The 18,812-nt window shown below is 64.4% G+C and carries 15 protein-coding genes and 1 pseudogene; 15 read left to right on the top strand and 1 reads right to left on the bottom strand.

Annotated features, from left to right (window positions below; translation table 11 throughout):
• The first annotated feature begins 4 nt into the window (after window positions 1–4).
• From ACFWO3_RS16670 to ACFWO3_RS16655, 4 genes are read left to right on the top strand one after another with little or no spacing between them, the layout of a single operon-like run.
• A complete protein-coding gene (locus ACFWO3_RS16670) occupies window positions 5–1,090 on the top strand; it encodes an MCE family protein (RefSeq protein WP_378579688.1) in 1,086 nt (361 codons plus the stop codon).
• Complete coding sequence (locus ACFWO3_RS16665) at window positions 1,090–2,139, top strand: MCE family protein (RefSeq protein ID WP_378579686.1); 1,050 nt, start codon at window positions 1,090–1,092, stop codon at window positions 2,137–2,139. Before ACFWO3_RS16670 ends, ACFWO3_RS16665 begins: the two co-directional genes overlap by 1 nt.
• Entirely contained in the window at window positions 2,136–3,359 is a 1,224-nt protein-coding gene (locus ACFWO3_RS16660; RefSeq protein WP_378579684.1) for an MlaD family protein, read from the top strand. The genes ACFWO3_RS16665 and ACFWO3_RS16660 overlap by 4 nt, the downstream gene beginning before the upstream one ends.
• A complete protein-coding gene (locus ACFWO3_RS16655) occupies window positions 3,343–3,846 on the top strand; it encodes a hypothetical protein (RefSeq protein WP_378579683.1) in 504 nt (167 codons plus the stop codon). The genes ACFWO3_RS16660 and ACFWO3_RS16655 overlap by 17 nt, the downstream gene beginning before the upstream one ends.
• Here ACFWO3_RS16655 and ACFWO3_RS16650 read toward each other — a convergent pair.
• Window positions 3,820–4,941 (bottom strand): annotated as a pseudogene (locus tag ACFWO3_RS16650) (glycosyltransferase). The gene ACFWO3_RS16655 and the pseudogene ACFWO3_RS16650 sit on opposite strands and share 27 nt — an antisense overlap.
• 155 nt (window positions 4,942–5,096) lie before the next feature.
• On the opposite strand from ACFWO3_RS16650, the gene glf reads away from it, so the two are divergent.
• From glf to ACFWO3_RS16595, 11 genes are all read left to right on the top strand, one after another.
• Entirely contained in the window at window positions 5,097–6,311 is a 1,215-nt protein-coding gene (gene glf, locus ACFWO3_RS16645; protein WP_378579681.1) for a UDP-galactopyranose mutase, read from the top strand.
• Window positions 6,308–8,224, top strand: a complete 1,917-nt coding sequence (locus tag ACFWO3_RS16640) for a glycosyltransferase (protein WP_378579680.1) — start codon at window positions 6,308–6,310, stop codon at window positions 8,222–8,224. The genes glf and ACFWO3_RS16640 overlap by 4 nt, the downstream gene beginning before the upstream one ends.
• A gap of 16 nt (window positions 8,225–8,240) precedes the next feature.
• The gene (locus ACFWO3_RS16635) at window positions 8,241–8,738 is read left to right on the top strand and encodes a phosphatase PAP2 family protein (protein ID WP_378579818.1); all 498 of its coding nucleotides are present in this window, start codon (window positions 8,241–8,243) and stop codon (window positions 8,736–8,738) included.
• A complete protein-coding gene (locus ACFWO3_RS16630) occupies window positions 8,735–9,640 on the top strand; it encodes a decaprenyl-phosphate phosphoribosyltransferase (RefSeq protein ID WP_378579678.1) in 906 nt (301 codons plus the stop codon). Before ACFWO3_RS16635 ends, ACFWO3_RS16630 begins: the two co-directional genes overlap by 4 nt.
• A complete protein-coding gene (zomB, locus tag ACFWO3_RS16625) occupies window positions 9,618–11,555 on the top strand; it encodes a flagellar motor control protein ZomB (protein ID WP_378579677.1) in 1,938 nt (645 codons plus the stop codon). The genes ACFWO3_RS16630 and zomB overlap by 23 nt, the downstream gene beginning before the upstream one ends.
• A gap of 236 nt (window positions 11,556–11,791) precedes the next feature.
• Entirely contained in the window at window positions 11,792–12,787 is a 996-nt protein-coding gene (locus tag ACFWO3_RS16620) for an alpha/beta hydrolase (protein ID WP_378579676.1), read from the top strand.
• A gap of 209 nt (window positions 12,788–12,996) precedes the next feature.
• Window positions 12,997–13,992, top strand: coding sequence for an alpha/beta hydrolase (locus ACFWO3_RS16615; RefSeq protein ID WP_378579674.1), 996 nt, complete (start codon window positions 12,997–12,999; stop codon window positions 13,990–13,992).
• Between the two features lie 167 nt (window positions 13,993–14,159).
• Window positions 14,160–16,001 carry an alpha/beta hydrolase-fold protein gene (locus ACFWO3_RS16610; protein WP_378579673.1) on the top strand — a complete coding sequence of 614 codons (1,842 nt, stop codon included), beginning with the start codon at window positions 14,160–14,162 and terminating at the stop codon, window positions 15,999–16,001.
• 101 nt (window positions 16,002–16,102) lie between these two features.
• Complete coding sequence (locus tag ACFWO3_RS16605) at window positions 16,103–16,651, top strand: DUF732 domain-containing protein (RefSeq protein WP_378579671.1); 549 nt, start codon at window positions 16,103–16,105, stop codon at window positions 16,649–16,651.
• Between the two features lie 11 nt (window positions 16,652–16,662).
• Window positions 16,663–17,643, top strand: a complete 981-nt coding sequence (locus ACFWO3_RS16600; RefSeq protein ID WP_378579670.1) for a cutinase family protein — start codon at window positions 16,663–16,665, stop codon at window positions 17,641–17,643.
• A 146-nt stretch (window positions 17,644–17,789) separates the two neighbouring features.
• The gene (locus ACFWO3_RS16595) at window positions 17,790–18,782 is read left to right on the top strand and encodes an LLM class F420-dependent oxidoreductase (protein WP_378579668.1); all 993 of its coding nucleotides are present in this window, start codon (window positions 17,790–17,792) and stop codon (window positions 18,780–18,782) included.
• The last annotated feature ends 30 nt before the right edge of the window (window positions 18,783–18,812 follow it).

The raw sequence follows: 18,812 nt of genomic DNA, 5'->3' as shown, positions 1-18,812 counted from the left end.
TCGTGTGAAGACCCGCAATACGGTCGTACGTGTCGTCTCGGCCGTGTCCGTCCTCGCCTTGGTGCTCGCCGGGGTCTGGTACGTCTTCGGCGACGATGGAAACAAGCGCATCACCGCCGAGTTCGCATACGTGAACGGAATATTCGCCGGAAGCAAGGTGTCGGTTCTCGGTGTTCCCGTCGGTTCCGTCGAGTCGGTGGAGCCGGCAGGCACCGTGGTCCGGGTGGTCATGTCGGTGCCCAACGATCTGACACTTCCCGAGTCCGTTCAGTCGTTCGTGATGAACCCCAGCGTCATCAGTGACAGGTCCGTCGAACTCGGCCCGGCATACACGGGTGGACCCACTCTCGCGGACGATGCGGTCATTCCCGTGGAGCGCAACCACTCGCCGATCAACTGGGACGAATTGATGTCCAGCGTGGACACGTTGGCGACGGCCCTCGGCCCCGAGGGCGGCGACATCGGTGAAACCCTGGACACCACAGCGCGTTCGGTGGAAGGGCTGGGCCCTGAGATTCGAACCTCCATCCGCAACCTTTCGCAGGCGACGTCGGTGATCGCTGGCCGTGGCGACGACATCGGTGCGCTGATCGAGAACCTCGATAGAGTGACTGCGGCCTTCGCGGAACGTCGAGAAACCGTGGAATCGGTCGCCACCTCCATGTCGCAGATCGGTGATGCCGTCACCGAACAGGGCCTCGCGATCGGCGACACGATCAGCGAGCTCACAGTGCTGTTCGACCGGATCGATGCACTTGTCACGGAGCGGGGCGGTGACATCGGGCGAGTGCTGGCGGATTCACGGACAGTCACCGACCAGTTCGCGCGACACGAAGGCGACTTCGCGGAGTTCATGGACCTCGTTCCGCTTCTGATGCAGAACATCGACCGAATGATCACGCCCGATCAGCGTGCACGCATACGTTTGAACCTGTCGACCACACTCTCGCAGTTCGAAGTGGCGAAGCCGCTGTGCGATCGTTATGTCGTTCCACTGTGCGAAGGGGCCGGGATGACCAATCCGATCTCGGTGCCCATCAGTACGTCCGATCCACTGGGGTTGGCCACCTTCATGCAGGGAGGCCGCTGATGCGCGCCCGGATACCGAGCCTGCGTGCGGCACTCCGTGCCGCGGCCGCCTGCATGGTTCTGTCCACCGCGGGTTGTGGTCTGGGACTGCAACAACTGCCGGTCGGGCACACCGCGGACGGCGAGGACTACCGCGTAACCGCGCACCTCGCGTCAGCCGACAACCTGATGCGAGGAACCGAGGTACGGCTCGGGCAACAAGTGATCGGCCGGGTTCACGATCTCGACACCGACGGTTCGCATGCAGCGGTCGAACTGAGCCTGCAACAAGCGGTGCAACTCCCGGAGAACGTCGGACTGCGAATCGAACTGCCCTCTGCGTTGGGTGATCCGTTCGTGCGGGTGCTGCAGCCGCCGGACCCGTCACCGGTAGTCCTCGAGAATGGCGGTGTGATTGCCGCAGAGCGCACCGAGATGGGCCCGGAATTGGAATCCACGTTGGCCGCTCTCGGTGTGGTCCTGAACGGGAGCGGCCTGGATCAGCTGAGTACCGTTGCAGCCGAGACGAACCGGGCGTTCGGCGGCCGAGGTGATCGGATTCGCTACCTCACCGAGAGCCTCGAACGGACACTGGGTACGGCCTCCGCTCACCGGGAAGACATGAATCGTGCGCTCGTTGCGGCGAACGACGTCGCCGGCGCGTTGTCCGATCAGCGGCACGTTCTCGATTCCGGTCTCGACGAGATGGCACCCACGATCGACCTGCTGATCGAGCAGCGCGACACGATCACCACGCTCGTCGACAACACGTCCGTCCTCGTGAACAACGCCCACGCGATGCTCGACGCCACCGGCGACAAGATTTCGAAGGGCCTCGCAGATACCACCGAGGTGCTCGATGCCATGGCAGGTTTCAACGCCGAAGTCGGTCCCGCACTCGAGAACATGAATGCGTTCATCAGCAGGTTCAGCGATGCGGTGCGCGGCGACTATCTCGTGTTCGACGGTGCTCTCGACGTCCCCGGTTCCATCGCGAAACTGTTGAGCGGCGGACGCCCCGAATCGGTCGTCACCGATTTCGAGACCCTCATGCGCGGAGGCGCGAGATGAGCAGGGCCGTGATTGTTCAGATGGTGATGTTCGTCGTGACGGCAATTCTCGCTGTCACGGCGGGCTCCTGGTACGTCCTCGGGCCGCAGTCTCTCGGCGGGGCGATCCACGTGAATGCCCACATGTCGAACGCTCTCGGGTTGGGTGTGGGCAGTGCCGTGACGTACCGCGGTATGCAGGTGGGCAAAATCGAGAACGTGTCGGTGGCGCCCGGTGGTGACGGCGCGGACCTGCGCATCGCACTGGACCCCGGTACCCGCATACCGGTCGGCAGCCCGGCGAAGGTCACCACCACAACGGCTCTCGGCATCCAGACCCTCGACATCACACCGGACACCGAGGCCAGTCCGTATCTCGAAGCAGGCGGATCGCTGGTGGTGCGGGACGAGGATCAACCCGCAGAACTCGGCGACCTTCTGGTGCGTATGTCAGATCTGATCGAGACTGTCGATCCCGGCTCGATCAGCACGCTGTCCGGCACGTTCGGCACCGGACTGGACGGAGCCGGGCCGGAGCTGCAGCAACTGATCGAGAACGCAGGTCAGCTGTCGGACATGTTGTCCGAGCGTGCGCCGGCACTCGCTCGCCTCGTGGAGAACGGTGTTCCACTGCTGGAAACCCTGGCGGACAACAGCGATTCCATACCCGGCGTGGCTGGGGCGTTCCGTGACGTGTCGCAGCAGTTGGTCGCCAATGAGCCGTCGCTCGTCTATCTGATGGATCGTTCTCCGGAGGCTCTGGAACGGGCGCAACAGTTGTTCGACGACAACCAGGCCTCGGTGGGCGGCCTCTTGACCAATCTCGTCACGGTCGGCGGGGTGCTCGACGACAGGCAGCCGGCTCTGGCGGCCGGCCTCGAGTCCATCCCGGACGCCCTCGACTCGCTCGGTTCGGTAGTGCACGGCGACCGTGCCGATTTCACTCTCGTCGGCACCCAGGGACCCGTCTGCTACTACGACACGCCACGTCGGGTCGTCGGTGACGTGAGCCCTCGCGATCCGAACCTGGCACTGTACTGCCCGCCCGGAGATGACCTCGAACAACGTGGATCCCGAAACGCGCCGCGGCCGGACGCGCTCGGTCTCGGCGGCGCAACCGAGCCGGGGCACCGCACCGGGCCACCGATGGTCGACGACCCGGTGCTCATCCCCACCGGGGTGCAGGCCCTCGACTATTGGAAGCAACTGCTGGAAGGAATTCGACATGGCAGCTTCGAGTGACGACGCCCCCACGAGATCGCTCCTGCGTCGTGCTGCGGTGCCGTGTCTCGTGGTGGTGCTGGCGGCGGCGACGGCCTTTTTCGGCTACCAGTACTACCGGTACGGCCACCTGGAGGAATTGCGCACGAGTGCCGTGGACGCCGCCAGTCGATACACCGTGGACCTCGCAACCTACGACTACAACCAGAAGGATGCGAACCTCGATACCGTTGCGGCGCAGTCGACTCCCGAGTTCGGAGGCAAGTATCGGGAGGTGGCGTCACAGCTGCAGGGCATTCTGGCTCAGGGGGAGGGGGTCGCGAAAGGGTCCGTGCCCTACGCCGGTCTCGTCTCTCTCGATGCCGACCGTGCCGTGGTTGCGGTGTTCCTCGATCAAGAGGTGCGCAACGTGATGGTTCCCGAAGGTCGTACCGACGTGAGTCGAATGATCGTCACGCTGGTCCGATCCGACGATCGTTGGCTATTGGACGCTGCCGACACGAAGTGAGGCCCCCAGGACGCCCAGCATTCCGTCGACGGACGCGGCCCATCCGAAACTTTCCGCGCGTGTTCTCGAGGACTGCCGCCGCGAAGGAACTTCGAGCACCGTGCTCACCGCGTCGGCGAACGCCGACCCCCGGTTTCGTGCGACGGCCCCGCAATCGGACGTGATGATCTCGGTCAGCGCCGAGGACTCCGAGGCGACGACCGGGGTGCCCGCGGCCAGTGACTCGAGGGCCGACAGGCAGAACGTTTCGTGCCGTCCCGGTGCGAGCTAGACGTCCGCGCTGGCGAACAGGGACGCCAGGCGCCGCTTGTCGTGAACGAATCCGGTGAAGTCCACCGGTAATCCGCGGGCTTTGTACTCGAGCGCGTCACGACGCGGTCCGTCGCCTGCGATCACCAACCTGGTGTCGTGGCCCTGACGTACGAGGGTTCGGACCGTGGCGATACTTCTGTCGACCTGCTTTTCGACCGACAGGCGGCCACAGTGCAACAGAAGTCGCTCGCCGGGTTCGGTGAACTCGTCCCGCACGGCCTGGTCGTGCTTTCCGGGGTGAAACATCTCCAGGTCGACACCCAAAGGCACTCGGAAGAGGTTCGGCGCCCCGATTCGGGTGAACTCCTCGCTCGCGAACTCGGTGGTGCAGACGACCGCGTCGTAGTGCTGTGCCATTCGCCGATTCGCGACGTCCGCCCAACTCCTCGCGACCCGTCGCGGGGTGAACTGACCGATCAGGCGGTCCAGTCGCTCGTGCGAGACCGCGACACTGCGGATGCCGTGCCTGCGGGACCACGCCCCGAATCCTCTGAGAGTGAGCCGGTCCGACACCTCGAGGACGTCCGGTCGCAGCCCGGAGACCACGTCCGCGACGCGACGAGGGTCGACGACCCGGTATCCACCGGTTGCCGGAACGGTCGGAGCACGTCGGGTGATGCGGAGAACGCCACTCGGCATCACCTCCTCGGTGTCCTGGGAACCGGGGACCACGAGCACCACCTCGTGTCCGTGATCGACATAGCCCGCTCCCCAGTTGTGCAGGGCGGTTCTCAACCCGCCGGAGCGGGGACCGTAGAAGTTCGCGGGCTGGACGATGCGCACTGCTCAATGGACGTACTTCTCGGTGGCAGTCGCGACAACCCGACGCATCGCCGCGATGAACATCGGCCCAACCCTCGGCGTCCGCGGCGGCGTTCGGTGCGGGTACGAGCACCGGAAACGCGAAGCGGGTATGCGGTCGCCTACCCTGGTTGCTCGTGACCGCTGCAACAACAGAGACCACCGCCTCCAGGTACGACCTCGTCGTCGTCGGTTCCGGCTTCTTCGGGCTGACCGTCGCCGAACGCGCTGCCACCCAGCTCGGCAAGCGTGTACTCGTGCTCGACCGTCGTCACCACCTCGGAGGGAACGCCTACTCGGAGGCCGAGCCGGAGACCGGAATCGAGATCCACAAGTACGGCGCGCACCTCTTCCACACCTCCAACAAGCGGGTGTGGGACTACGTCACCCAGTTCACCGAGTTCACGAACTACCAGCACCGCGTGTTCGCGCTGCACAACGGCCAGTCGTACCAGTTCCCGATGGGCCTCGGTCTGATCTCACAGTTCTTCGGTCGCTACTTCAGCCCGGACGAGGCTCGCAGGCTCATCGCCGAGCAGGCCGGTGAGTTCGACTCGAAGGACGCGGCCAACTTCGAGGAGAAGGCGATCTCCCTGATCGGTCGCCCCCTGTACGAGGCGTTCATCAAGGCGTACACGGCCAAGCAGTGGCAGACCGACCCCAAGAACCTCCCGGCCGGCAACATCACGCGCCTGCCCGTGCGCTACACGTTCGACAACCGCTACTTCAACGACACCTACGAGGGGCTGCCCGTCGACGGGTATACGGCCTGGCTCGAGAACATGACGAAGGACGAGCGCATCGACGTGCGTCTGAACACCGACTGGTTCGACGTGCGCGACGAGATTCGCGCCGCGAACCCGGATGCTCCCGTCGTGTACACCGGCCCGCTGGATCGCTACTTCGATTACGCAGAAGGCGAGCTGGGGTGGCGCACGATCGACTTCGAAACCGAAGTTCTCGGGACCGGTGACTTCCAGGGCACGCCCGTCATGAACTACAACGACGGTGACGTGCCGTTCATCCGTATCCACGAGTTCCGTCACTTCCACCCGGAGCGGGACTACCCGAAGGACAAGACGGTCATCATGCGGGAGTACTCCCGCTTCGCGAAGAGCGGCGACGAGCCGTACTACCCGATCAACACCCCCGACGACCGCGAGAAGCTCGCTGCCTACCGCAGCCGTGCCAAGACTGAGACGGCCGACAACAAGGTGCTGTTCGGTGGCCGTCTGGGCACCTACCAGTACCTCGACATGCACATGGCGATCGCGAGTGCGCTGTCGATGTTCGACAACTCGCTTCGACCGCACTTCGAGACCGGTGCCGCTCTCGCAGGAGAGACCGAATGAGTGCGCGTCACCTGCTGGACGCAGACGAAACCGGCAACGAACTCGAGTACAAGGGCAAGGCACTGCTGCAGCGAGTTCTGCTCGCACGTGCCGGGGAGCCGCTCGACGTGCGCACCCTGTACCTGGAGGAGTCGCGGACCAACAACCGTCGCGCACATTCGTTGTCGCGGACCTCGCTGTCGATCGGCGCCGAGTCCGAGGTGTCGTTCTGCTCCTACTTCAACGCCTTCCCCGCCAGCTACTGGCGTCGGTGGACCACACTCGAATCGGTGGTCCTGCGTCTCGCGCTTACCGGCCACTGCCGGGTCGACGTCTACCGCTCGAAGGCGGACGGCTCCCGCATTCACGTCGAGGGTCGTGAATTCGAGGACGGCGATATCGACCTCGAGTTCGAGGTCGGCCTGCAGCCGTTCGAGGACGGTGGCTGGATCTGGTTCGACATCACCACCGATTCCGAGGTGGTCCTCGAGAGCGCGGGCTGGTTCGCACCGGTCGAGGCCCCGGGGGAGGGGCGAGTCGCGCTCGGCATTCCCACGTTCAACCGACCCACGGATGCGGTGAAGGCGCTGTCGGCGCTCGCATCGGACGAATTGGTCCTCGACGTCATCGACGCGGTGATCATGCCCGACCAGGGCACCAAGAAGGTCGTGGACGAGCCCGGATATGCGGAGGCCGCGAGTGCCCTCGGCGACCGTCTCACCATTCACGACCAGCCCAACATCGGCGGGTCCGGCGGCTACAGCCGCATCATGTACGAGGCGCTGAAGACCACGGACAGCCCGTACATCCTGTTCATGGACGACGACATCGAGATCGAACCCGACTCGATCCTTCGGGCACTCGCCTTCTCGCGTTTCGCGAAATCCCCGATGCTCGTCGGGGGCCAGATGCTCAACCTGCAGGAACGCAGCCACCTTCACACGATGGGCGAGGTCGTCGACGGGTCCATCGTCATGTGGACCGGCGCACCCAAGGCGGAGTACGACCACGATTTCTCCAAGTACCCACTGAGCGATCGCGAGTACTCGAAGAACCTGCACCGTCGCATCGACGTCGACGGCAACGGCTGGTGGATGTGCATGATCCCGCGGGTGTGCGCCGAGGAGATCGGCCTCCCCATGCCTCTCTTCATCAAGTGGGACGACTGGGAGTTCGCGCTCCGCGCGAAGGCGGCCGGCTACTCGACCGCCACGATCCCCGGCATCGCGATCTGGCACATGGCGTGGAGTGACAAGGACGACGCCATCGACTGGCAGGCCTACTTCCACCTGCGCAACCGACTCGTCGTCGCGGCGCTGCACTTTCCCGGCAGCATCAAGGGTGTTGCCATCAGCAGCACCAAGGCGACCGTCAAGCACCTCATGTGCCTCGAGTACTCCACGGTGGCCATCCAGAACAAGGCGATCGAGGACTTCCTCGCAGGCCCCGAGCACATTGCGGAGCAACTCGGCACAGCTCTCGGTGACGTCCACGCGATGCGCAAGCAGTTCCCGGACGCCGTGGTTCTGCCTTCGTCGACGGAACTGCCGCTGCCGTCCGGTGCCGGAGTGGGTGCGGTGTCGCTTCCGACCAACCCGCTGTCGAAGATCGTGCGGTTGGTCAAGGGCCTCGTCCACAACGTCAAGCCCGCCAACGAAGAGCATCACGAGCGCCCGCAGCTCAACGTGCCCACCCTCGACGCGCGTTGGTTCCTGCTCTCGCAGGTCGACGGGGTCACCGTGACCACCGCCGACGGCCGTGGCGTCGTCTACCGCAAGCGCAACCCCAAGCAGGCATACGAACTGTTCAAGCGAGCCACGGAACTGCGTCGCGAACTGATTCGCAGGTTCCCCGAACTCGCCGACGAATACCGGAGTGCCGCACCCGCGCTGACCAGCAAGGAGAGGTGGGAAAGTGTCTTCGGTATTCGGTAGGACTTCCTCGCGTGAGGTGGCGATCCTGAACTCGGTGCAATCGAACATCGCCAGCAAGCCAGGGGTGATCGAGGCGGCCCGCGGCATGTCCCACTTCGGTGAACACGCACTCGGATGGGTCGCCGTTGCGGGTGTGGGCGCCGCGATCGACAAGCCGCGCCGCCGCAAGTGGGCCGGCGTGGCAGTAGGGGCCGTCGGCGCGCACGTCGCGTCGATCGTCATCAAGCGAATCGTCCGCAGGCCCCGACCCGACGACCCGTCGATCCAGGTCAACGTGTCCACGCCCAGCAAATTGAGCTTCCCGTCCTCGCACGCGACGTCCACAACGGCGGCGGCTGTTCTGATCGGCAAACTCACCGGGCTACCCTTGCCAGCGATGTTGGTGCCGCCGATGCTGCTTTCCAGGCTCGTCCTTGGAGTGCATTACCCGACCGACGTGCTCGCCGGTTCGGCACTGGGAGCTGTGTCCGCGGCGGCCGTGTTGAAGGCCGAGCAGAAGTTTGGAGAGAAATGAGCGAGGAACCGGCTGCCGTCAGCGGGCCCCCGAAGTCTCTGGCCGGTGGCATCGTCAAGGCGATGCGCCCCCGCCAGTGGGTGAAGAACGTCCTGGTCCTCGCGGCTCCGATCGCTGCCGGCACGGCGACCCAGACGGACGTGCTGCTGCCGGTGGCGCTCGCGTTCGTCGTCTTCTGCCTTGCGGCCTCGGGTATCTACCTGGTCAACGACGCGATGGACGTCGAAGCGGACAGGGCGCACCCCACCAAGCGGTTCCGGCCAATCGCGGCCGGAGTGCTCCCGGTCAGGCTGGCATACATCATGTCCGGCGCGCTGATCGTCGCCTCGATCGGACTGTCGTTCATCGCGAACTGGCAACTTGCCGTCGTCATGGCCGTGTACATCGGCATCCAGCTGGCGTACTGCTTCGGACTCAAGCACCAGGCAGTGCTCGACATCTGCATCGTGTCCTCGGGCTTCCTGCTGCGCGCGATCGCCGGTGGTGTGGCAGCCGAGATCGCGTTGTCGCAGTGGTTCCTGCTCGTCATGGCGTTCGGTTCGCTGTTCATGGCTGCCGGTAAGCGCTACGCGGAACTGCAACTGGCCGAGCGTACGGGCGCGAAGATTCGTAAGGCGCTCGAGAACTACACGACCACCTACCTGCGCTTCGTATGGACGCTGAGCGCAACGGCAGTCGTACTCTGCTACGGCCTGTGGGCGTTCGAGCAGGACGCTCTGAAGGGCACCAACTGGTACGCGATCTCCATGGTTCCGTTCACGATCGCGATTCTGCGATACGCGGTGGACGTCGATGGGGGTCAGGCAGGTGAGCCTGAGGAGATCGCACTCGGAGACAGGGTGCTCCAACTCCTCGCGATAGCGTGGATCGGAGTAGTCGGTGTCGCTGTCTACCTCGTCTGACGTAATAGGAGATGTAGAAGGCGTGGACGCGCCGACTCGGAAGCCGGAAGAGACCATCGAGAGGCCGGCCCTGTCACGGGCGGTCTTCCTCGTTGGTGTCGCTGTGGCTTCACTCCTGATGTTCCTCGGCGCCTGGGAACGCCGCTGGATCGCCGACGACGGTCTGATCGTGCTCCGCACGGTCCGCAATCTCCTCGCCGGAAACGGCCCGGTCTTCAACGCCGGTGAGCGTGTGGAGACCAACACCAGTACCGCGTGGACGTTCATCGTCTACGCGTTCAGCTGGATCACCCAGGTTCGACTCGAGTACGTGGTTCTCACCATCGCCCTGGTGCTGTCGACCGCCGCCATCGCTCTCGCTATGTTCGGAACCGCCCGCCTGTACCGCGGTACGACGTTCGGCTCGGGTGGCACGCTGCTGCTCTTGCCGGCCGGTGTGCTCGTGTACATCGCTGTTCCGCCTGCCCGCGACTTCGCCACCTCGGGGCTCGAAACCTGCCTTGTCGTGTTCTGGATCGCGCTGCTGTGGTGGCTTCTCGTCCGCTGGACCGAGCCGAGGACGCCGTCCACCGCGTCGATTCTGACCCTGTCTTTCGTAGCCGGGCTCGGACCTCTCGTGCGCCCCGAGCTGGCAATTCTTTCCGCCCTCGCGCTCGCCATGATCTTCGTGGCACCCGGTGCGACCTGGAAGGTCCGCACTCTGATGGTGGTCGCCGCGGGCCTGGTTCCGGTCGGCTACCAGATCTGGCGAATGGGCTACTACGCCCTCCCGTACCCCAACACCGCCGTGTCCAAGGACGCGGGCGGCGCCAAGTGGTCACAGGGCTTCTCCTACCTGTGGAACCTCGTCGGCCCCTATCTGCTGTGGCTCCCGTTGCTGCTTCTGCTCGTGGGCGCGATCATCGCCTGGCAGGTGCGGGCACCCAAGGCGGCGACCGTCCATGGCGCAGAAAAGGTCAGGGGTCCACTGTGGGCGTCACGTCGGGCATGGCTCCGCACCCCGGCAGCCGTCCTCACCTTCGTTCTCGCGAGCGGTGTCATTCTCTGCCTGTACTCGCTGCGCGTCGGCGGCGACTTCATGCACGGGCGAGTTCTGCTCCCGACCCTGTTCTGTCTGCTCATCCCGGTGGCCGTGATTCCGCTGCGGGTGCCCACGTTCGGCCGAAATCGGGGCACCTTCGCATTCGCCGGCCTCGCCGTCATGTGGATCGGCACCGTGGTGTGGGCGGCATTCGCCTCGAATACGACGGGTATGCCCGAGGGGGCCGTCGTCGGCCGCTCGGGGATCGTCGACGAGCGTGCCTTCTACGTCCTCAACACCGGTCACGCGCATCCGATTCGGGCGAGCGACTACCTCGACTACCCGCGCATGCGGGCGATGGCCGAGACTATTGCGAACAGCCCGGACGGCGGACTGCTGTTGCCGTCGGCCGATTACAACTTCTGGTACGTGGTGCCACCGCCGCTCCCGATTCCGGAGGGCGGTGCCGAGCACATCGTCTACTTCCTGAACCTCGGCATGACGAGCATGAACGTCGGTCTCGACGTTCGCGTGCTGGACCAGATGGGTCTCGCCTACCCGCTCGCCGCGCACACCGAGCGCCTGGACGACGGCCGCATCGGTCACGACAAGAATCTCTACCCGGACTGGGTCGTTGTCGACACCGGAATGGTGGACAGGCACCCATGGATGCCGTTCTTCCTGGACGAGGAATGGGTCGACGAGGCGCGCGTTGCGATCAGCTGCCCCGAGACTCAGGAACTGCTCACCTCGTATCGAGCCGATCTGACCTGGCCGCGGTTCAAGCAGAACTTCCGGCAAGCCCTGGATCTGGCCGGTTATCGGTTCGAACGTGTGCCGGACTACGAGATTCAGCGGTGTGGTCTGCCACCACCCCATCCTGAACCACGGTGATGCGGGGTGGTGTTAGTCACATGTAGGGGTAGGTGTGCAACAGGTCTCGAGACCGTTATGGAAGCTGCATTTCGGTCTCGTTTGTGTAACGGTGGGCAAGTTCGGCACGATGTACCCCAATGATGAGTCGTCGGTGGCGAACGCCCCGGCATCTCGGAAGTGTTCAACGGCTTTGTCGGTCGGGGGCGGAATCGGTTCCGGCGCAGTGTGCCGCAGACGAAGAGAGAGAAGTTTTCATGCGTTTTGCCAGACCGAGGTTGTCTGAACGCTTCAAGCAGCGGTTGATCGGTGTCGGTGCTGCGGCGCTGGTCCTCCCCGTTGTCGGCGGTCTTGCAGGTGGTGCTGCGGCAACTGCCGCACCTGCTCACAAGGCACCCGCGGGCGGATACCAGGAATTGTGGGTTCCTTCCTCGATGGGCAACATCAAGGTTCAGGTTCAGTGGGCAGCGCGTGGCGGCAACGCAGCGCTGTACCTTCTCGACGGTCTGCGTGCGCGCAACGACGCCAACGCATGGTCCTTCGAAACCAACGCCCAGCAGCAGTACGGCGGCGACAACGTCACCCTCGTCATGCCCGTCGGTGGTGAATCGAGCTTCTACAGCGACTGGTACTCGCCGAGTAACTTCAACGGCCAGGACATCACCTACAAGTGGGAGACGTTCCTGACCAAGGAACTCCCCGATTACCTGGCCGGCTTCGGTGTGGCGCGTGACAACAACGCGGTGCTCGGCCTGTCGATGGGTGGCAGTGCTGCCCTCACCCTCGCGGCCTACCACCGTGACCAGTTCAAGTTCGCAGGTTCGCTGTCGGGCTACCTGAACATCTCGGCTCCCGGTATGCGCGAGGCCATTCGTATCGCGATGCTCGACGCCGGTCGCTACAACGTCGACGCGATGTGGGGCCCGCCGTGGAACCCGGCGTGGCTGCGCAACGACCCGTTCGTGTTCGCGCCTCAGCTCCAGGGTCTGTCGATGTTCATCTCGGCGGCCAGTGGCCTCCCGGGTCCGCACGACAACCCGTCGTCGCTGATCGACTACTACAACACCGCCAACGGAATGGGACTCGAGGCGCTGGCTCTCGCCAACACCCGTGCGTTCCAGGTTCGCCTCGCAACGCTGGGTATTCCGGCAAACTTCGACTTCCCGGCACGGGGCACGCACTCGTGGAAGTACTGGGAAGGCGAGCTGTGGAAGGCTCGCCCGCAGATCCTGGACGCGCTCAACGCATGGTGATCTGTGGTGAATCACCACATTTTGGACACCTGGGATATGCAATGAACTGATCAGTCGGTAAGGTATCCCCGTCAAGACGCCACCCGCGCAGCCACGCTGCGCGGGTGGCGTCTGTACTGAGAATTTGTCGCGCTCGCGGGCGCGTCCGGATATGCCCAGTAGAGCCGCTCACCGCGGCCGACCGACCTAGCGGGAAGACAAGGATTCACATGCGAGTTGGGGGTTCCACGAGAACAGGCGGATGGCTCAAGCGAGTCGCAGCCGCCGTCGCAGTGGCTGTTGCGATGCCGCTCGGCGTCACGCTCATCGGAGGCGGCGCCACCGCGTCCGCAGCCTTCGACCCGGCTGCCCAGGACTTCTGGGTCGATTCGGACATGGGGCCCGTCAAGAGCCGCATCTGGCATGCAGCCGACGGCAACACCGATCGGGTCGTCTACCTGCTCGACGGACTGCGTGCGCAGGACGATCTGAGTGGTTGGGAGATCAACACCGACGTGGGTGCTTTCCTCGCCGGTCAGAACATCAATGTCGTCCAGCCGGTGGGCGGACAGTCCAGCTTCTATTCCGACTGGGTCACCAAGTCCACGCTCAACAAGCAGGACCGTGCCTACACGTGGGAAACGTTCCTCACCGAGAACCTGCCGAACGCCCTTGGCAACGAGCTCGGATTCTCGCAGACCAACAACGGGATCATCGGCCTCTCGATGGGCGGTAGCGCGGCACTCACCCTCGCCGCGTACCACCCTGACCAGTTCAACTACGCCGGTTCGCTGTCGGGCTACCTGAACATCTCGGCTCCCGGTATGCGTGAGGCCATTCGTATCGCAATGCTCGACGCCGGCGGCTACAACGTCGACGCGATGTGGGGCCCGCCGTGGGCCCCGGCGTGGCTACGCAACGATCCGTTCGTGTTCGCCGATCGTCTCCGTGACAACGGCACCCGAGTATGGGTTTCGGCTGCCAGCGGTATCCCGGCCAAGGGTGGCGCCGCGCCCACCAGTGCGATGGACGTGTTCAACGCCAGCACCGGTGCGGGTCTCGAGACCCTGGCTCTCGCCAACTCCCGTGCATTCCAGGTGAAGATGGCGGCTATCGGCGCCAAGAACGTCACCTACAGCTTCCCGGCGCGTGGCATCCACACCTGGCGTTACTGGGAGCAGCAGATCCACGACCTCGCCGGCGATCTCAGCAACACCATCGGCTAGGGAACTTTCATAACAAATGCATCAGTAGTAACAGCGCGGCAACTCCACTCTGCGGGCTTTTGCGTGTAAAAAGAACCCGAACGTGAGGTCGTACAGCAGTTTCGACGACCTCTACGCGCTGGTCGCACTCCTGCGGCCGCCGTGTGCAGAAAGAGAGTGGAAATTTGATGCGGCACCTTCGAAGGCGGTCCCTCGCCTCTCTCGCAGCCGTACTGGTGCTTCCGGTGGCGGTCGGCCTCACGTCGACCGCCACCGTTTCGGCTGTTTCGCCCGTCCACGCGGCTCCGGTCGCGACGCAGGCACCGGCGGGTGTGAGCATTCATCACATCGACTGGCTGTCCGATCGCAGGGTCGCGTTGTGGATCAACTCGCCGTCGATGGGGGTGCCGATCCAGGTCCAGATGTTGCTCGCGCGAGATTGGAACGCGAAGCCCGACGCGAAGTTCCCCTCGGTGTTCATGCTCGACGGGCTGCGTGCGCAGGACAACGAGAACGGTTGGACTCTCGAAACCGATGCGGAAGCCTTCTTCGCGGACAAGAACGTCAACGTCGTTCTTCCTGTCGGCGGTCAGTCGAGTTTCTATTCGGACTGGGTCGATCAGGACAACGGTCAGAACTACCAGTGGGAGACGTTCCTGACCAAGGAACTTCCTCCCATTCTCGAGAACGACTGGCGCAGCACCAAGGAGCGCGGGGTCGTCGGCCTCTCGATGGGCGGTACGTCCGCCATGTTCCTCGCAGCCAGGAACCAGGGTTTCTTCAAGTTCGCCGGTTCACTGTCCGGCATGTTGACCACCACTTCTCTCGGAATGCCGCAGGCCGTCCAGTACGCGATGATGGACGCTGGCGGATTCGACTCGGGAGCCATGTGGGGGCCGCCTTCGAGCCCGGCTTGGGAGGAGCACGACCCCTACCTCCTGGCGGAACATCTGAAGGGTGTCAGCCTCTACGTCTCGAGCGGCAGCGGTACGACCGGTCCGTACGACCAGCCTTCCGGCATTCCCGGCGTCAGCACCAACTACGCCGGTATGGGTCTCGAGATCCTGTCGCGTCTCACCTCGCAGGCCTTCGCAACCAAGCTCAACAAGCTCGGCATTCCCGCGCAGGTGAACTACCGGCCTTCGGGAACGCACTCGTGGCCGTACTGGCAATTCGAACTGCACCAGCTGTGGCCGCAGCTCGCGAACACACTGGGTGTCGAGGTCGACAAGCCGGCGTGCAACGTCGGCGGCGCCATCGGTGACACTGCGGGCGCGAACCAGTGGATCGGCGACTGCGTCACGGGCGAATACAGCGTTGCGGGCGGTACCGCACAGGACTTCCGATTCGGGCGCATCTTCACCAAGGACGGAAAGACGCAGCCCGTCGCCGGACGAGTCGGTGGCGCGTACCAGGCCGCAGGTGGTCCTGCCGGCCCGCTCGGCTTCCCGTCGACCCCCGAGCTGGGGACTCCTGACGGGCGTGGTCGCTTCAACCACTTCGAGCACGGCTCCATCTACTGGACTCCGGAGACGGGTGGCCACGCCGTCCGCGGCGCGATTCGCGACGAGTGGGCGCGCCAGGGCTGGGAAGCCGGACCGCTCGGCTACCCGGTTGCCGACGAGGTCGCCACCCCGGACAAGCCGGGCGCGGTGCAAGGGTTCGAGATCGGCGCGATGTACTTCAGTCCCAAGAACGGCACCAACGCGGTCCAGGGAATGATCTTGGGCAAGTACGCCGAACTCGGATACGAGGGCGGGTGGCTCGGCTTCCCGAAGACGAGCGAGATTCCCGTCCGCGACATGGGCCGGTTCAACGAGTTCGAGGGCGGAAACATCTACTGGAGTCCGCTCTCCGGCGCGTGGGCGATCGAGAACGGGCCGATCTTCGACGCCTGGAAGAGCGTGGGTTACGAGGCGGGCCGGATCGGTTATCCGATCAGCGACAAGTTCGCGATCCCGGGTGGTGTGCAGCAGAACTTCCAGTTCGGCTACATCACCGTGATAGGCGACAAGGCAGAGGTTCACTAGGTCCGGAGCGGATCGGTGCGGGCGGCAGCTTGAACGCTGCCGTCCGCGCTGCGTCTGTATCCTGTTGATCGACAACGACTTGGACGCAAGGACGGAAATTCATGCCGCAGTTCTCACGGACCCGCACCACCTTCGCTCGCGCACTCGCCGTGGGTGCTCTCACCGCTGCTGTGGGAGGGTCGTTGGTCGCGTGTGGATCGGACGATTCGACCGCATCGTCCACGCCCGAGCAGACGACGTCGGCTGCTTCGGAGAGTGCAGCGCCTTCGTCCAAGGCCGGCGAGAAGTCGTCGTCACCCGTCACGAGTCCCAGTGAAGCCGCAACCGCGCCGCCGGAGACTCCAGAATCCGTGCCCAGTGAGTTCCCCGGCCCCACCGAGGTTCCGGTGAGCGCGGAGGGACAGAAGTTCCTCGACGAACTCGAGAATCGTGGTCTCACGCCTGCCGGTGACGGGCAGATCGCGATCAGCGCCGGCGACTTCATCTGTGCATCGAAGGAACAGGGCAAGCCCGATGCCGAGACGCTCGTGTTCCTGACTCCGATGGTCGGCAGTGACGCAGCGGCGTCGGGCAAGGAACTGTCGCCGGTGGATGCGGCCGCACAGGCGCAGGTCTACATCGACGCCGCCAACGCGGTGTACTGCAAGTAGGGCGGTAGACGATGTCGTGGTCCGGGCGCGGAACGCGCAAGAAGCGAGGCGGATTGCTGCGCAAGTTGGTGATCGCGCTTGCGCTGTTCCTCGTGTTCGTGCTGGTCGCGATCGTGCTCTGGTACATTCTGGCCGGCCGTGGCACGAAGATCACGCCCACCCCGCCCGGACCCGAACGTCCGTCGGCTCAACCTGCGAGTTGCCCGGACGTCCAGGTCGTATCCGTTCCGGGTACGTGGGAGTCCGCCTCGTCGGACGACCCGTATGCCCCGTCGGCGAATCCTGCGTCGTTGATGCTCAACATCACGCAGCCTTTGCAGGCTCGGTTCGATCAGTCGCGTGCCGACGTCTACACCGTCCCGTACGTGGCGCAGTTCTCCAATCCTGTGGCGATCCCCCCGGACGGGCAGGAGTCGTACAACAACAGCCGCGGCGAGGGCACGGCTGCTGCCACGGACCTGCTCACTCGCAGGCACCAGGAATGCCCCCTCACCAACTACCTCCTCGTCGGCTTCTCGCAGGGTGCGGTGATCGCCGGCGACATCGCCGCGTCGATCGGCGCGGGTGACGGGCCGGTGCCCGCCGACCAGGTGCTCGGTGTCGGTCTCATCGCGGACGGTCGACGGGACCCGGCAGCCGCGACCAATGTCGGACAGCCGGTCGCCGGTGTCGGTGCCGAACTGTCGCTGGCCGGATTGAAGGTTCCGGGTATTTCGATGACCGGACCACGCGAAGGCGGGTTCGGTGCACTCGGTGATCGCACCGTCGAGATCTGCGCACCCTCGGACGGAATCTGCGACGCACCTCCCGGTGCGTTCAAGCCGGGCAACTGGCTTGCGAGTGCTTCGCGGCTTCTCGAGTACTTCAACAATCCGGTGCACGCGATGTACAACAGCTATGTCGTCGACGAGTCCGGCACCACGGCCACGCAGTGGATTGCCAACTGGGCCGGCGAGAAAATCGAGGCTGCTCCGACGCCTCCACACGAGTAGCAGTCACAAACTGTGGTTGTGAGATGCTCCAAAGGTGCGCTGGCGGACACTACTCACCGGTAGAGTGCGTTCTCCGACTCGCATTTCGACCCTTGTAGAGTGCGATTCGGTAAACCGGCGCCGTCACCACAGGAGAAGCAATTCACATGAGTTCCGCCGAGGGCAGTTCGCTGCGCAAGTTCCGATTCGCAGCCGGTGGAGAGGGCAACGCCGACGAAGGTGGTGCGCGCCGGTTCGTGAAGCTCGCGCAGAAGGCCGAGGAGCTCGGTTTCGACAGCTTCATGATTCCGGATCACCTCGGTAACCAGGTCGGCCCGATCGCGGCCCTCGGCGCCCTCGCCGTCGCCACGGACAAGATCCGTCTCGGTACGGCCGTCCTCGCGAACGGCTTTCGTCACCCCGCCATCCTTGCCAAGGACGCCGCGACCATCGACGTCCTCTCGGGTGGACGCCTCGAGCTCGGTATCGGTGCCGGCTGGATGAAGGAAGAGTTCGACAAGGGCGGCATCGACTACGAGCGGCCGGGCGTCCGGATCGCAAAGCTCGAAGAGTCGCTGCAGATCCTCGACACCCTGCTTCGCGGGCGGGAGTGCAATTTCGAGGGCGAGTACTACCAGATCAAGGGCCTCACCGGTAGCCCGCGCCCGCGTCAGGGTCCGCGTCCGCCCATCGCCGTCGGTGGCGGCGGACCCAAGATGCTTGCTCTCGCGGCCAAGTACGCCGACATCATCTCGGTGGCGACCCCGACGAGCAAGGAAGGCAAGCTGCTGCTGTCCGGCGTCACCCTCGAGAAGACGATGGAGCGCGTCGACCGTATCCGCGAGGCTGCAGGCGACCGCTTCGACGAGATCGAACTGAACTGGACGATCACCACGATCGTCATCACCGACGACCGCGAGCAGACCGCCGAGATGGCTCTCGCTGCGATCGATCAGGGATTCCCGCCCAACATCGAGGCGGACGCGAAACTGTCGGTCGAGGACATCTTGAACTCGCCGTACCTGGCAATCGGCACCTTCGAAGAGATCGCGGATCAGATTCGTATGGTGCGTCAGAAGACGTCCATGTCCTACGTCGGAGTGTTCCCGACGCAGATGGACGCGTTCGCGCCGATCATCTCCCAGTTGTCCGGCGAATGATGACGATGCAGATCTGTAACATATCGGGGG

Source organism: Rhodococcus sp. NPDC058521, assembly GCF_042719695.1.
In the GTDB taxonomy this organism is placed as follows: domain Bacteria; phylum Actinomycetota; class Actinomycetes; order Mycobacteriales; family Mycobacteriaceae; genus Rhodococcus_F.
The sequence above is the reverse complement of the archived record's forward strand: the minus strand, read 5'-3'. Positions and strand labels throughout refer to the sequence as shown.